Raw genomic sequence first — 14289 nt, 5'->3', positions numbered from 1 at the left:
TATGCAGGTTTAGTAATGGAAATGATCCGGCTATGCCGGCTTGAACAACGCCATTAGCTACTGGAACCTGACCATTGTGGTCAGGAAGAACAATTTAGCCCGTCTGGAATGGCATTCGTGTCTCCTTAGGGCAACTGGTTATTTTAGGATAGGAGGTGTAATCTATGTCTCGCAAATGTTATGTGACAGGTAAGAAACCGGGCACCGGTAACCACGTATCCCACGCTAACAACCGTAACCGTCGTTCTTGGGGCGTAAACGTTCAGAAGGTCCGCATTCTCGTGAACGGTAAACCAAAACGTGTATACGTAAGCACCCGTGCACTGAAAGCCGGTAAAGTGACTCGCGTATAATCACGCAAAGCTACTATAAATCGGGTAAGCAAAAAGCACCTTGTTCCTTGCAGGTGCTTTTTTGGTATTCAGAAATAAAATCATGAATACACACATCAGCATGTGAATGTCCGCCGCATGGCGCTTCGCAGGTCCGAATTCCAGATGATCCTGAAGCCAAAGCGGCGGTATTCGCCAATGGAACCTTTTAATCATGTCAGTTCTTTTGAAACGTATTAAGAATCGCCTTTACAAACCCTCCCAAAAACTTCGGCAGTTTGAATGTGTAAAATTTCATACTTCACCCTCCCCATCATGCTCATGCATCCGCCGTATCCTATGCTCCAGGCCTTCTTTGCCTTAAACACGACAAAAAAGGCTACATGAGAAACCTGCTCATGTAACCATATTTATGCGGAACCCTTTGTCCCTATTCCACAATGACGAGCCTGGTTATCAGGTCATTTAGGTTTGAGTAGGGATATATTGATAAGCAGCGATCATGAATACACTCAATAAGTAATACAGTATGCTGAAAATCACAAAAGTAACCCGAAGTCCTGTACGGTCAAATTTGCGGAAGTACATAATGACAACACCAACCCCGATCAATGACGTAATCGCATTGTATGGGGATTGAATAACCGCAAACATAGCAAGCACCAGTCCCGTAACGAGACTCGCAGCCATGGTCCACAGCGTCTCCTTGAGGTTCATGCTCAGCCTCCGTAACTACTGCGAATTTCGGCAATCGCGGCAGCGCGATCTTCACGTCCAAATACAGCACTTCCCGCAACGAGCACATCCGCTCCAGCTTCAACCACAAGCGGAGCCGTGTCGGCAGCAATACCGCCATCCACTTCAATATGCACGTCATGACGTCCTTTTTCGTTCAACCAGCTACGAATTTGCTTGATTTTGTTCATGGTGCCAGAGATGAAAGCCTGTCCACCAAAACCGGGATTTACGGTCATGACAAGCACCATATCCACATCGTCCAGCACTTCCTGAATAGCACTCGCCGGAGTTCCCGGATTAAGGGCAACCCCTGCTTTAACTCCCTGTTCCTTAATCAGATGAATAACCCGGTGCAGATGCACACAAGCCTCAGCATGAACCGTAATGACAGCCGCGCCAGCTTTTGCAAATTCCTCAACATAACGCTCTGGGTTCTCAATCATCAAATGCACATCAAGCGGCAAGCTTGTATGTGGAGCGATCGCTTTTACAATCGCAGGTCCAAGCGTAATATTAGGGACGAAATGACCGTCCATGACATCAACATGAATCCAGTCTCCGCCAGCAGCTTGGGCTTCCGCCACTTCCGCGCCGAGACGGGCAAAATCCGCAGATAAAATAGATGGGGCAATTTTAATCATATTAATACCTCCGCTTTTTGTCTTTCATTTCTGTAAGGAATTGTTCGTAATGCTTATAACGGCTTTCGGAAATCATTCCCTCCGCCTTGGCTGCAAGCACCCGGCAACCTGGTTCGTGCGTATGGGTGCAGCCTCGGAACTTACACTGATCGGCATATTGAGCAAACTCCCGGAAGCAAGTGGATAACTCCTCCACACCAATCTCCAGGAAGTCCAGTTGGCTGAATCCCGGCGTATCCGCGACAAAGCCACCATTATCCAGAGGTATGAGCTCCACGTGCCTGGTGGTGTGTTTCCCTCGGCCAAGGCGCATGCTGATTGCACTGGTCTCCAGGGTTAGACCTGGCATCAAGGCATTCAGCATCGAAGATTTACCTACACCGGATTGCCCGGAGAATACGCTAATCTTGCCGGCAAGACGCTCCTTGAGCAGTTCATTGCCTTCACCGGTTCGTGAACTGGTAGAGATAACTTCATATCCAATTTGCTCGTACATAGCTTTTACTTCTGCTACTGTATCACGGGCATCGTTTTCTGGATCAGCCAGGTCCTGCTTCGTGAGCACAATCAGTGCATCCAGTCCAGCTTGTTCGATATGTACCAGGAATTTGTCCAACAGATTGAGATTCATGTCCGGTTCCTTAACGGAAAATAACAGAACAGCCAGACTTACATTGGCAACAGGTGGACGAATTAACTCCGTTTCACGTTTGCGAATCTCATCTACTGTTCCTTCTCCGTTCTCTGTCAGCATATAGCTGACTCGGTCACCCACAAGTGGTGAAGTACCCCGTTTTCTGAAGATACCTCTGGCCCGGCATTGAACGGCGGAGCCTTCAACCGAAGGCACCCCGCTGTCTTCCAGTGGCATGACATAATAGTAACCGCTTAGCGCTTTAACGATGATACCTTCTGGCATAGCTCCGTCGCCCTCCTTTAATTTACAGTACATTTACCCTGAACGTCGGCAATAAGCCGCCCTTATGGACGGCTTGATGCGTTAACGACTTCCTTTTTCTTATCTTTTCCCTTGGCGAGACCATTTCCGTTCTTCATCGCAGAAGTATCTGCCTCGCCATTTTCCCCTTCACCCTCAACAGGTGTATCCGGTTCACCTTCCTGATTCGTATCCACGGTGCCTTCATCATCACCACCACCGCCTTGTTCAGGCTCCTCCGTTGTTGGAGGGGGGTCTGCACCCTTCTCAGGCTCAATGGTAGGCATAACTACCGTTCCGTTTTTGGCATCACTATAGGACACCAGATACGTATCCAAGAATTGGCCATCCCGGTAGACAGAGACAACACCGTCGACGTTAGGAGCCAGAATAAGCGGAATTGTCAGCGTTTGAGCAGACTTGATTGTCCGGGTCCCCCATTCTTGACTTTTGCCACGAGCATCTTCGAAAGTAATTCGAATTTTGCTGCTCTTTCCTATTTCTTTTGGCGAAACGTTAATGTTATAGGCGTAGTTCAATGCCTCTGGCGGATATCCAGTACTAATGAAAATGGTAATTTTGTCACCAGGGTTCACGTCTGCACCGGCTTCCACAGGCCATTGCTGTGTCACTTTGCCTTTATCTATAGTGTAGCTCGACTCTTCCTGAACTTGAGCAAGGATTAACCCAGCGGATTTGAGCATACTCTCCGCCTCACTTCGAGTATGGTTTTTCAAATCCGGCATTTTTATCGTTTCGGAGCCTTTGCTAACGGTTAGAACAATTTCTGTCGCTTCAGGATCAAATTCTTCATTGACTCCAGGGGTCTGGGAGATCACATTCCCGGATGCAATGTCATTCGAGAAATCATCCTTGCGTTTGATCTGATCCCCGTTGATGCCAAGAGCGATCAACTTCTTGACAGCCTCATCATAGGTATTGCCTTCGACGCTGATCATTTTGGTCAGTTCTTTTTCCGCCCCAACACTCAACTGGACCTCGGAGCCTTCCTTGACCACATCGCCTTCATTTCGGGTCTGTTCAAATACAATACCCGGATCAACGCCTTCCTTGTACTCCCGTATGACATTATCACTGACAACAAGCCCGTTATCCTGCAACATTTGACGAGCCTTTTCCTCGGTTTGGCCAATCACATTGGGTACAGTCACGTCAGGCACAACAAGCATACCTTTCACGTACCACACAACTCCAACCATGGCGATAAGAATAAGCACGGTCAACGAGATCAGCAGCGCTGGCTTCTTCCAGTTCTTTGTTTTGGATTTGCCCTTGTTGTTATCTTGGTCAGACTCCATCACGGGTATAGCACCTGTGGATGTAACTCCACGTGGCTCCGGCTTAATCGCCGGCATAACACGGGTCTGATCGATATCATCCTCATCCGGAAAATCAATCTTCGTTTCATTACGTCTTTCCGGCATCAGGCAGGTTTCCAGATCCGTCTGCATTTCTTTAGCGGATTGGTAACGCTCCTGCGGATTTTTGCGCATGGATTTCAGAATAACGTTCTCCACGCTTTGCGGGATAAGCGGATTGAATTTGCGCGGTTCATCAAACTCTTCCTGCAAATGCTTCAAAGCAACGCTAATTGGACTCTCTCCCAGGAACGGAAGCTGCCCAGTCAGCATTTGATAGAGTACTATACCAAGAGAATATAAGTCCGACTTCTCGCCAGTCACGATGCCTTTGGCATGCTCAGGTGAGAAGTAATGTACGGAACCGACCACTGAGCCGGTCTGAGTAATCGTCGTGGACGTAACCGCACGGGCAATCCCGAAATCCGTTACTTTCACACGGCCATTACGACCAATCAATATATTATGGGGTTTGATATCCCGATGAATGATCTGATTATGATGTGCATGATCGAGAGCATCTGCAATCTGGGAGGCGATTCGAACGGCCTCGTCCACCTGCAGAGGCGCCCGTTCTTTAATAATTTCATTCAGGTTTTTGCCTTCAACATATTCCATGACAATATAATGAACGTCATCTTCCTGCCCTACATCATAAACACTAACTACGTTAGGATGTGACAGCGAAGCTGCTGATTGTGCTTCTCTGCGGAAACGGCGGATAAACTCTTCGTCATGAACAAATTGCTGCCGTAACACTTTGATGGCAACGTTCCGGTTGAGCAACAGGTCCTGGGCCTTATACACAAGAGCCATGCCGCCACCGCCGACACGCTCGATCACTTCATAGCGTCCGCCTAGCTGGTGCCCAATCATGACTCACACCCCGTTTCCGATATCACGGAACCTTCCTTTTGCAGTTCGAATAATGCCACCGTGATATTGTCATCTCCTCCAGCAAGCAAAGCCAGCTGAAGCAAGCGATCCGCACGATCTTCCAATGCCAGTTCCAGATTACCTGCGACCTGAATGATCTGCTCATTGCTGACCAGATTACTAAGCCCGTCACTGCACAGGAGAAGAACTTCGCCTTCTTCCAATTTGACGGTATCCAGATCCACCTTCACTTCCGCGTCTGTGCCAAGTGCACGTGTCAGCACATTGCGACGCGGATGATGAGAGACATCTTCTTTGCTGATCTGACCATTTTTGAACAATTCATTGACCAGTGTATGGTCCTCGGTCAACTGGATCACATGTTTGTTTGCAATTTTGTATGCTCTGCTATCACCGATGTGACCAATAACGCCTTCCGTATCATTTAATAACGCCGCAACCACGGTGGTTCCCATGTTGTGGTAATTATCATCCGAGGAGGCAGTACGGAAGATCACTTCGTTGGCATGCAAAATAGCATCGCTCAATGCGGCTGACAAAGACGCATGTGAAAGACCCGGCTCAAGCGTTCCCAGATCCTGCACCAACGTCTCTACCGCCAGGCGGCTCGCAGTATCTCCTGCAAGATGTCCGCCCATACCATCGGCAACAATACCCAGAATATAACCTGTATCGAGATTTCGAATCCAGGATGAATCTTCATTCACCGAACGCACCCGTCCGATATGGCTCACATGAACTGTTTTGATCAAAACGTTCTCACCTCAACTCCATATGCTTTGCACGAAGCTGACCGCAAGCGGCAGCAATATCATGTCCCTGTTCACGACGAATGGTTACATTAACACCCTGCTCCGAGAGAATCTTCTGAAAATTGAAAATGTCGCTTCTGGATGTCCTTACGTACTTGCGCTCAGGTACATGGTTGACCGGAATCAGGTTCACGTGGCACAGCATGTTCTTAAGCACGCTTGCCAGTTCTGCCGCATGTTCCGGCTGATCATTCACACCACCGATAAGTGCGTACTCAAACGTAATTCTGCGACCCGTTTTCGCCAAGTAATAACGCAACGACTCCATTACATCCTCAAAAGGAAAACGGCGGTTTACTGGCATCAATTTGGAACGCAATGCATCATTTGGCGCATGGATGGAGATCGCCAGGTTAATCTGTGTATCTTCATCTGCAAACTTGTAAATGTTTGGTACGATTCCACTTGTGGACACCGTGATATGGCGCTGACCGATATTCAGCCCTTTTTCGTGAATCATGATACGCAGGAACGTCATTGTTGCTTCATAGTTCTCAAAAGGTTCACCTGAACCCATGATTACGATGCTGCTGACCCGCTCACCGCGTTCGTCCAAAATTTTCTGGGCTTGCACAACCTGAGCGACAATTTCCCCAGCCGTAAGGTTACGTTTCAGTCCGCCCAGCGTGGATGCACAGAACGTGCAACCAATCCGGCAGCCAACCTGTGTTGTTACACAGATGCTGTTACCATAGTTGTGCTTCATGATAACTGTTTCGATCGCATGATCATCATGCAGACCGAACAGGAATTTCACCGTTCCATCCTTGGATTCAAATTTCGTAATTTCAGTAAGTGTAACGAATTCAAATTGTTCAGTCAGCTTTTCACGCAGCGCTTTGGACAGGTTCGTCATTTCACTGAAATCATTCACACGTTTCACATAAATCCAGTCGAAGATCTGACCACCGCGAAAAGCCGGCTCCCCGTTCTCAACAGCCCACTGTTGCAGCTCCTCCAGGGAATAATCATATATAAAAGGTTTCATTTTGTTGTCAACACCTATTCCTTCTTTTCTTTTCATTCTTCCTATTCTATCACAAAGACCACTTTACATCCATGTATACCCTTGATGCCTGTACTTCATGCATTATAACACCTCAGTGCCTGCATCGCACCCTATCATCACTTTTTACTGATGTTAAACCTTGAGGCTAATCACAAAGAAATCCGCCGAAGTTCCCCTCGGCGGCTATCCTTCAGTGCTCTATTAAACTGTTAATCCGCTATCCTTGTCAACCTGGCAATGAAAAATCCGTCACTGTGAGCGTACTGTGGCAGGATCTGCACGCCACCGTTCACAACCTTCCACTCGGCTGTTTCCAGACCAGACCAGGCAGACTCTTCAGCCGCCTTGTATTCCGGATGCCGGTCCAAAAAGTCAGCAACTCTATGCTCGTTCTCCGCAGGCTCGATTGTACACGTACTATACACCAGAATACCACCTGGCTTTAATAGCGGTGCAACCCGATCCAACAGTTCACGTTGCAGATTGGAGATTTCGTGGATATCTTCCACAGTTTTGGTCCATTTGACATCCGGCTTGCGGCGAATAACACCTAGACCGGAACATGGCGCATCCAGCAGAATACGGTCAAACGATGCCTCCGGATAACGCGCATCCAGATCAAGCGCATCACCTGTCACAGCATCAATGCAGCTGAGTCCCAGACGATCTGCCTGATCCATGATCAACTGACGTTTGTGAGCATGTACATCATTGGCCACAATCCGTCCACGGTCCTGCATTTTCTCAGCCATATGGGCTGTCTTTCCGCCGGGAGCTGCACAACAGTCCAATACAGTCTGACCTTCTTCAGGCCCAACTGCCTCGGCTACAAGCATGGAACTTTCATCTTGAACGGACAGCAAGCCATCCCGATACCAGGACGTAAGAGCCATGTTGCCACCACTACGAACGAGAATACCGTCTGGACTAAGTCGGGAAGGTTCCACGATCGCACCCGTGCTCACCATCTCTTGCATCAGTTTCTCACGTGTAGTCATTGTCGTGTTCACACGAACACTAACCGCAGGCGGTTCATTATTTGCACGACAGATCGCTTCCGCTGTCTCTTCGCCATATTGACTGATCCAGCGTTCGACCATCCACAGCGGGTGAGAATGTTCCAGTGAGATACGTTCAGCAGCGGGCAGATGTTCAGGGATGCGCAGCTCATCACGATTGCGAATCATGTTCCGCAGAACGCCATTCACCATACCGGAGATGCCCTGATGACCCAATTTCTTAGCCAAATTGACGGCTTCACTCACTACCGCGTGTTCTGGAATACGGTCCAGATATAACATCTGGTACACGCTGATGCGCAGCAGGCTGCGAACCCAAGGTTGCAGCTTGGATACACCTTTGGCTACATAGCGTTCCAGATAATAATCAAGGGTATTCCGTCTCGCGATCGTACCATAGACTAATTCTGTAGCCAGTCCAGCATCTGCCGGACTTAGCTCGGCCTCTTTCAGACGCCGGTTCAGCTCAAGGTTGCTGTAAGCTCCTTCTTGCTCAACGGCGCTCAGTACCTTTACGGCGAGTGCACGAGCAGATGTTTTGGGCCGTTCGGAACGCGAGGCACCATTGGCCGAAGCTGGGGATTTAGATGAATTTCCTGCACGACCCGATTTCCCCGAGTTCGGACGACGTTGGTTTCCTCCGCGTCCGGACGCATTTCCTGCGACTTTATGACCATTTCCTGATGGACGGCCCGGTGTATTTCCGCTCATTGCAGCACCGTTCCTGGTTTCAGGGTACCACCACGGGCAAAGTCAGCAGCTTGCATTACTTTTTTGCCCGCGGGCTGAACCTCAGTAAGCCAGAGAGAACCGTCACCTGTGCGAACTTCAATCCCGTTTTTGCCCAATTGTAACACCGTTCCCGGCTCAGCTTGTCCAGCATCCGAAGACGAGAGTACATCCGCCTGCTTCGGATTTGCTGCTGCCCAGACCTTGAAGACCTGATCATCCCACATCGTAAATGCACCCGAGAACGGCACAAGACCGCGAATCTGATTGAACAATTCACGCGACGTGCGATTCCAGTCCATCTTCTCGTCATCCCGAGTCAGATTACGTGCATATGAAGCCTCGGCTTCATCCTGTGGGACAGCCGTTGTTTCGCCAGCAACCAGCCGCGGCATTTCTTCCTGAAGCAATTTGGAACCCGCTTCGCTGAGCTTTACAAACATGGATCCTGATGTATCTTCATCCGTAATCGCCACTTCCACACGTGAGATCATATCTCCCGTATCCAAGCCTTCCGCCATAAACATCAGCGTAACTCCCGTCACTGGCTCTCCATTAATAATGGAGCGTTGAATCGGGGCACCACCGCGATATTTTGGCAAAAGAGAGCCATGCACGTTCACACAACCACGAACAGGCATATCCAGCACAGCCTTGGGCAGAATCTGCCCAAAAGCCGCAGTCACAATCAGATCCGGTTTCCATTCAGCCAATCGGGCTACAGCTTCTGGAGCACGCAGTTTCACTGGTTGAAATACAGGCAGGCCGTGGCGTTCTGCCGCAGCCTTGACTGGTGTTGGTGTAAGCACCTTTTTACGTCCCTGTGGTTTATCCGGCTGTGTCACTACCCCAACCACGTTATATCCCTCGGCAATAAGCATATCGAGAGATGGAACTGCAAATTCAGGCGTTCCCATAAAAACAATATTCAAATCGATCACTCCTTAGTTACGACGCGGCCCAGTTTGATCGGCTGCAATTTCGTACACTTTTTCAGCAATATCCGTAAAGAGCACGCCATCCAAATGGTCAATCTCATGTTGGAATGCGCGTGACAACAGCCCGCTGCCCGTAATAATCAGTTCCTTGCCTTCGCGGTCCAGCCCTTTGACTGTAACCGTCTCAAAACGACGCACATCACCGTTAATGCCAGGGATACTCAAGCAGCCTTCGGGTCCAAATTGCTCTCCCTCACTCGAAATAATCTCCGGATTGATCATCTTGATCAGCCCCTGCTCATCTCCGCAATCGATCACAATAAGCCGTTTCAAAATACCAACCTGTGGTGCAGCCAGACCTACGCCTTCAGCGTCATACATTGTATCTGCCATATCATCCAGCAGTTTCTGTACATTAGGTGTAACTTTAGTTACCTCTTTAGCTCTTTTGTGTAGTACCTCATCCGGTTCTTTCACGATAATACGAATCGACATGTTGTAAGCACCTTCCTAATCCTCATCATAATTTCAGGACATCAGGCTCATTTCAAAAATAGTACTGATTTTCTGCTATGTAGCAGGTATCAAAAACTGATTTTAAGATCGAGCCATCATTCATGTTGTTTTTAATCTATGTTTATACCGCTTGTTTACATCCGCATTTTAATACAAATGCTCACATTAACATTTGCGGGTCTACATCCAGACTAATTTGCAGTTTTTGCGCCTGAACATCGTCGTCCATGCGCCGGGCCGTCGCGAGCGCCAGTCCAATGGCGTCGACATCCCCCCGCCATTTTATCATACATTGGAATCTGTATCTATTCTTGATCCGAGGAATTGGTGAGGCTACCGGGCCAAGCACGTCAAAGGCATCATTGCTGAAACGATCCAAACTGCCTAACCAGCCAGCAGCATTTGCCTTTTCTTTCAGTATTCGTGTGTAGTTCTCAGCCAACCGGATCAGTACCGGAAGCTGCTCATGTGAGAAAGTCACCAAAATCAGGCGACAGTAAGGCGGATACTGCAAATTGCGCCGATGCAATAATTCCTCACGGACAAACGAAACATAGTCATGCTGGCTCGCATGCCCAATCGAATAGTGCTCTGGTGTATAGGACTGTACGAATACCTCGCCTGGCAGTTGATGTCGACCAGCACGGCCGGCCACCTGAGTGAGCAGCTGAAATGTTTTTTCGGCAGCCCTGAAATCAGGCAAATTGAGTGCGGAGTCTGCGGTGATGACACCAACCAGAGTGACATCAGGAAAATCAAGCCCTTTGGCAACCATCTGGGTTCCCAGCAATACGTCTGCCTTTTTCTCACGAAACTGCTTCAATAACTTCTCATGCGAACCTTTTTCGCTCGTTGTATCCACGTCCATCCGAATAACACGAATACCCGGGAACAGCTTAGCCAATTCTTCCTCTACCCGCTGTGTACCTGTACCGAAATATCGAATATGCTCACTGCCGCAATCCGGACACACTTCTGGTGCTGCTTCCGCATATCCACAATAGTGACAACGAAGATTATTGGAGCGCTGATGATAGGTTAATGAAATATCACACTCGGGACAGCCTGCAACGTATCCACAACTGCGACACATCACAAAGGTGGAATAGCCACGTCGATTCAGCAGAAGCACGGTCTGTTCCCCGCGTTCCAACCGCTCTTCCAATCCTTTGTGCAAGGCGCGGCTGAACATCGAGCGATTTCCGTCCTTCAACTCTTCGCGCATATCAACAATCCGTACCTCCGGCAGCTTATTACCAAGTGCGCGGGTAGGCATCTCCAACAAAAGTGGTGCAAAATCATCATTGCTCTGTGAACGGGCAGCATAGTAACTTTCCAGCGAAGGTGTCGCTGAACCCAGGACAACGACCGCCTGATGCTGCTGTGCTCTTTTTACCGCTACATCACGGGCATGATATTTCGGGGTTTCTTCCTGTTTATATGAAGTCTCGTGCTCCTCGTCCATAATGATCAGACCAAGACGACTAAACGGAGCAAAGACTGCTGAACGGGCGCCAATGGCAACTTTCACCTGACCTTCCCGAATTTTGCGCCACTCATCATAACGCTCTCCACCAGACAGACGACTATGCATCACAGCAACCTGATCACCAAAACGTCCTTTAAAACGCTCAACCATCTGCGGTGTCAATGCAATCTCAGGTACAAGCACAATTGCCTGTCGATCCTGTTCAATACAGCGCTGAATGGTCTGGAGGTATACTTCCGTCTTACCACTGCCTGTTACACCATGAAGCAAAAAGACGCCATGGCGCCTTTCCTGCAATCGACCATTAATATTGTTATAGACATGCTGCTGCTCGTCGGTCAGATTCAATGGCTCGGTCGCACGGAACTTACGGCCCTGATAAGGGTCACGAAAGACTTCGACGTCCACCGTTGCAACCAGTCCTTTCTCCTCCAGACCTTTGACTGTAGCCGCTGATACCTGAAGTGTGGACAGCAATTCTTTCATCGCCATCGGCAACAGTTCTTTCATTTCCAGCAAGAAAGTCAAAACTTCCTTCTGCCGTTGTGCCTTTGCCGGGAATGAATTCAATGCCTCTTCCGCAGCCGCTACATCCACAGCAAGATCAATGGATTTCATCGTTTTTTTATTCAGCTTGTCCTTAATCGCCTGACTTTCCAGCAGGACACCACTGAGCAGCAACTTCTTGATCAGCACAGCATGATTGGGGTATTTACGACTCAGTTGTTGTAAGGGAACCTGCCCACGACTCTTCACAAAACGAATAATGTCTTGCTGCACCTTTTCTGAAGTCGACTCTTCTCCCCACACAAAAAAAACTTCTTCGCCTGACGCCGAACCTGCCATTTGTCCATCCAGCGCATCTCCAAGGGAGATATACCGTTCTGCTTTCCCTTTCAGCGCAGTCGGTACCATCACCTGTAAAGACAAAATGCGGTTGCTGGCATAACGTTCACTCATCCATTCGGCCAATTCAACCAAATCTTCTGACAACGGTGGAACGATATCTAGCAATTCCTGAATCGGTTTGAGTTTGAATTTCTCCGTACCCGTGCGAGGTACCAGATCAATCACGAAACCCTGCACCGTCCGATGACCAAAAGGTACACCTACCCTGCTGCCAATCTCAATCCATTCACGCATGGATTCCGGCACCAGATAATCAAACGGCCGGTCCGTCTCCTTCACAGGAACATCGACAATAACCTTGGCGATTTCCATATTAATTCCTCCCGGCAATGCGCTCCGCCGCAATCGAAAGCAACCGGCGGGCCACCTCTTCCTTGGCCACCACCTGAAGCTCTTCCACCAAACCTTCACGGTCATAGATGTGCACCGCGTTGGTATCTGTTCCAAATCCGGCACCCGCCTGGGTGACATCATTGGCTACGATCAGATCACAGTTTTTCCGTTCCAGTTTCTCACGTGCATACATTTCTAATGAATTTGTTTCCGCAGCAAAACCAATCAAAAATTGATGGCTCTTCTGCTTACCCAGCGTTTCAAGAATATCTATATTTTTAATAAGTTCAAGCGATAATGTATCGCCTTTCTTCTTGATTTTCTCTGTGTACACTTCCTTGGGGCGATAATCCGCAACAGCTGCGGCCTTAACCACGATATCTGCATTATCCCATTGGCTTACTACCGCATCATACATATCCTGCGCTGACTGCACCGGGATCACCTGTACATTCGCCGGTGGCTGAACCTGGGTATTCCCCATAACCAAAGTCACATCTGCCCCCAGATCACGCGCTGTCGCTGCAATGGCAAAACCCATTTTTCCTGAGGAATCATTGGTAATGTACCTTACCGGATCAATGCGTTCTATGGTACCTCCTGCAGTGACCACAACCTTCTTCCCGCTCAACAAAGAAAGCTGTTCATTACGTTCCCGTTTAACAGATTCCTGCTGTTCAAAAAAACGTTCCACCACATCGACAATCGTCTCTGGTTCTTCCAACCGTCCTTTACCCACATACCCACATGCCAGTTGACCTTCACCCGGTTCAATCATCATGGTTCCGCGCTCGGTTAACAGGCACATATTATGCTGTACCGCCGGATGATCATACATATGTACATTCATCGCTGGCGCAATCATCACCGGAGCAGTGGTTGCAAGCAAGGTTGTTGAGAGCATATCATCTGCCATCCCATGTGCCATTTTGGCAATCACATTGGCTGTTGCCGGAGCAACCAACACAAGATCGGCCATATCAGCCAGATGAATATGCGAGACGACCGAAGGCTCCCGCTCATCAAATGTATCACTATATACTACATTTCGGGTCAAGGTTTGCAGCGTTAATTCGGTAATAAACTGTTTCGCGGAATTCGTCATAATGACATGAACGTCCGCTCCTTTTTGCACCAGCCTGCTGCATAATGTAGCCGCCTTGTATGCGGCTATGCCGCCAGTCACACCAAGCACGATTTTTTTACCGTTCAACATGGTTATCCCCCCGATATATACGACCTTTATAAGGATGAATAGAGAAAAAAATAACAACCTCGCGGTTGTCAAATAAATCCGGCTTGCGCCGTATGCAGTTGAAGAGCAGCCGCAGGCGGCTTACTCTTCTTCCTCTTCGTCCTGTCCTTTGATGACAACGAGCAGATCACCATAAATTTCTTCAAGTGCAACGCCAACCTGTTTATGGGATCTGGCATTTCTCAAATCCGTTTTCTCACCTTCACGAAGCTGTCTTGCCCGGCGGGAAGCGGCAACAACAAGGGAATACTTGCTGTCGACTTTGTTCATCATTTCATCAATAGAAGGATACAGCATATTTACAAAACACCTCTTTGCATTAGTATAATCACAATTCGCCGCCTGACGGAATCATG

General features: G+C 48.6%; 14 protein-coding genes. 1 reads left to right on the top strand and 13 read right to left on the bottom strand.

Annotation, left to right across the window (positions count from 1 at the left end; all coding sequences use genetic code 11):
- Positions 1–164: 164 nt before the first annotated feature.
- On the top strand, positions 165–353 hold the full coding sequence (rpmB, locus tag A6049_RS15925) for a 50S ribosomal protein L28 (protein ID WP_024631107.1): 189 nt from the start codon (positions 165–167) through the stop codon (positions 351–353).
- 196 nt (positions 354–549) lie between these two features.
- On the opposite strand, the gene spoVM is transcribed toward rpmB, so the two are convergent.
- The 13 genes from spoVM to rpoZ all read right to left on the bottom strand — a co-directional run bounded on the left by spoVM (position 550) and on the right by rpoZ (position 14230).
- Complete coding sequence (gene spoVM, locus A6049_RS15915) at positions 550–630, bottom strand: stage V sporulation protein SpoVM (protein ID WP_019424875.1); 81 nt, start codon at positions 628–630, stop codon at positions 550–552.
- A 167-nt stretch (positions 631–797) separates the two neighbouring features.
- The gene (locus A6049_RS15910; protein WP_063565607.1) at positions 798–1049 is read right to left on the bottom strand and encodes a hypothetical protein; all 252 of its coding nucleotides are present in this window, start codon (positions 1047–1049) and stop codon (positions 798–800) included.
- Between the two features lie 2 nt (positions 1050–1051).
- Positions 1052–1711: a ribulose-phosphate 3-epimerase gene (rpe, locus tag A6049_RS15905; protein WP_053784310.1), complete on the bottom strand. Its 660-nt coding sequence runs from the start codon at positions 1709–1711 to the stop codon at positions 1052–1054.
- Between the two features lies 1 nt (position 1712).
- Positions 1713–2630, bottom strand: a complete 918-nt coding sequence (rsgA, locus tag A6049_RS15900; RefSeq protein WP_063565606.1) for a ribosome small subunit-dependent GTPase A — start codon at positions 2628–2630, stop codon at positions 1713–1715.
- Positions 2631–2692: 62 nt separating this feature from the next.
- A complete protein-coding gene (gene pknB / locus A6049_RS15895; RefSeq protein ID WP_063565605.1) occupies positions 2693–4903 on the bottom strand; it encodes a Stk1 family PASTA domain-containing Ser/Thr kinase in 2211 nt (736 codons plus the stop codon).
- Positions 4900–5676 (bottom strand): Stp1/IreP family PP2C-type Ser/Thr phosphatase, encoded by a 777-nt coding sequence (locus tag A6049_RS15890; protein ID WP_063565604.1) that lies wholly within the window; start codon positions 5674–5676, stop codon positions 4900–4902. The genes pknB and A6049_RS15890 overlap by 4 nt, the downstream gene beginning before the upstream one ends.
- A gap of 7 nt (positions 5677–5683) precedes the next feature.
- The gene (rlmN, locus tag A6049_RS15885) at positions 5684–6724 is read right to left on the bottom strand and encodes a dual-specificity RNA methyltransferase RlmN (RefSeq protein WP_063565754.1); all 1041 of its coding nucleotides are present in this window, start codon (positions 6722–6724) and stop codon (positions 5684–5686) included.
- 230 nt (positions 6725–6954) lie between these two features.
- Positions 6955–8475, bottom strand: coding sequence for a 16S rRNA (cytosine(967)-C(5))-methyltransferase RsmB (gene rsmB / locus A6049_RS15880; RefSeq protein WP_090810748.1), 1521 nt, complete (start codon positions 8473–8475; stop codon positions 6955–6957).
- Positions 8472–9425 carry a methionyl-tRNA formyltransferase gene (gene fmt / locus A6049_RS15875; protein ID WP_063565603.1) on the bottom strand — a complete coding sequence of 318 codons (954 nt, stop codon included), beginning with the start codon at positions 9423–9425 and terminating at the stop codon, positions 8472–8474. Before fmt ends, rsmB begins: the two co-directional genes overlap by 4 nt.
- Positions 9426–9437: 12 nt before the next feature.
- Complete coding sequence (gene def / locus A6049_RS15870) at positions 9438–9926, bottom strand: peptide deformylase (RefSeq protein ID WP_024631117.1); 489 nt, start codon at positions 9924–9926, stop codon at positions 9438–9440.
- Between the two features lie 181 nt (positions 9927–10107).
- A complete protein-coding gene (priA, locus tag A6049_RS15865) occupies positions 10108–12657 on the bottom strand; it encodes a primosomal protein N' (protein WP_063565602.1) in 2550 nt (849 codons plus the stop codon).
- Position 12658: 1 nt separating this feature from the next.
- Complete coding sequence (gene coaBC / locus A6049_RS15860) at positions 12659–13894, bottom strand: bifunctional phosphopantothenoylcysteine decarboxylase/phosphopantothenate--cysteine ligase CoaBC (RefSeq protein WP_063565601.1); 1236 nt, start codon at positions 13892–13894, stop codon at positions 12659–12661.
- A 120-nt stretch (positions 13895–14014) separates the two neighbouring features.
- Entirely contained in the window at positions 14015–14230 is a 216-nt protein-coding gene (rpoZ, locus tag A6049_RS15855; RefSeq protein WP_024631120.1) for a DNA-directed RNA polymerase subunit omega, read from the bottom strand.
- Positions 14231–14289 lie beyond the last annotated feature (59 nt).

Source organism: Paenibacillus sp. O199, from assembly GCF_001636635.1.
GTDB lineage: Bacteria > Bacillota > Bacilli > Paenibacillales > Paenibacillaceae > Paenibacillus > Paenibacillus marchantiae.
The sequence above is the reverse complement of the archived record's forward strand: the minus strand, read 5'-3'. Positions and strand labels throughout refer to the sequence as shown.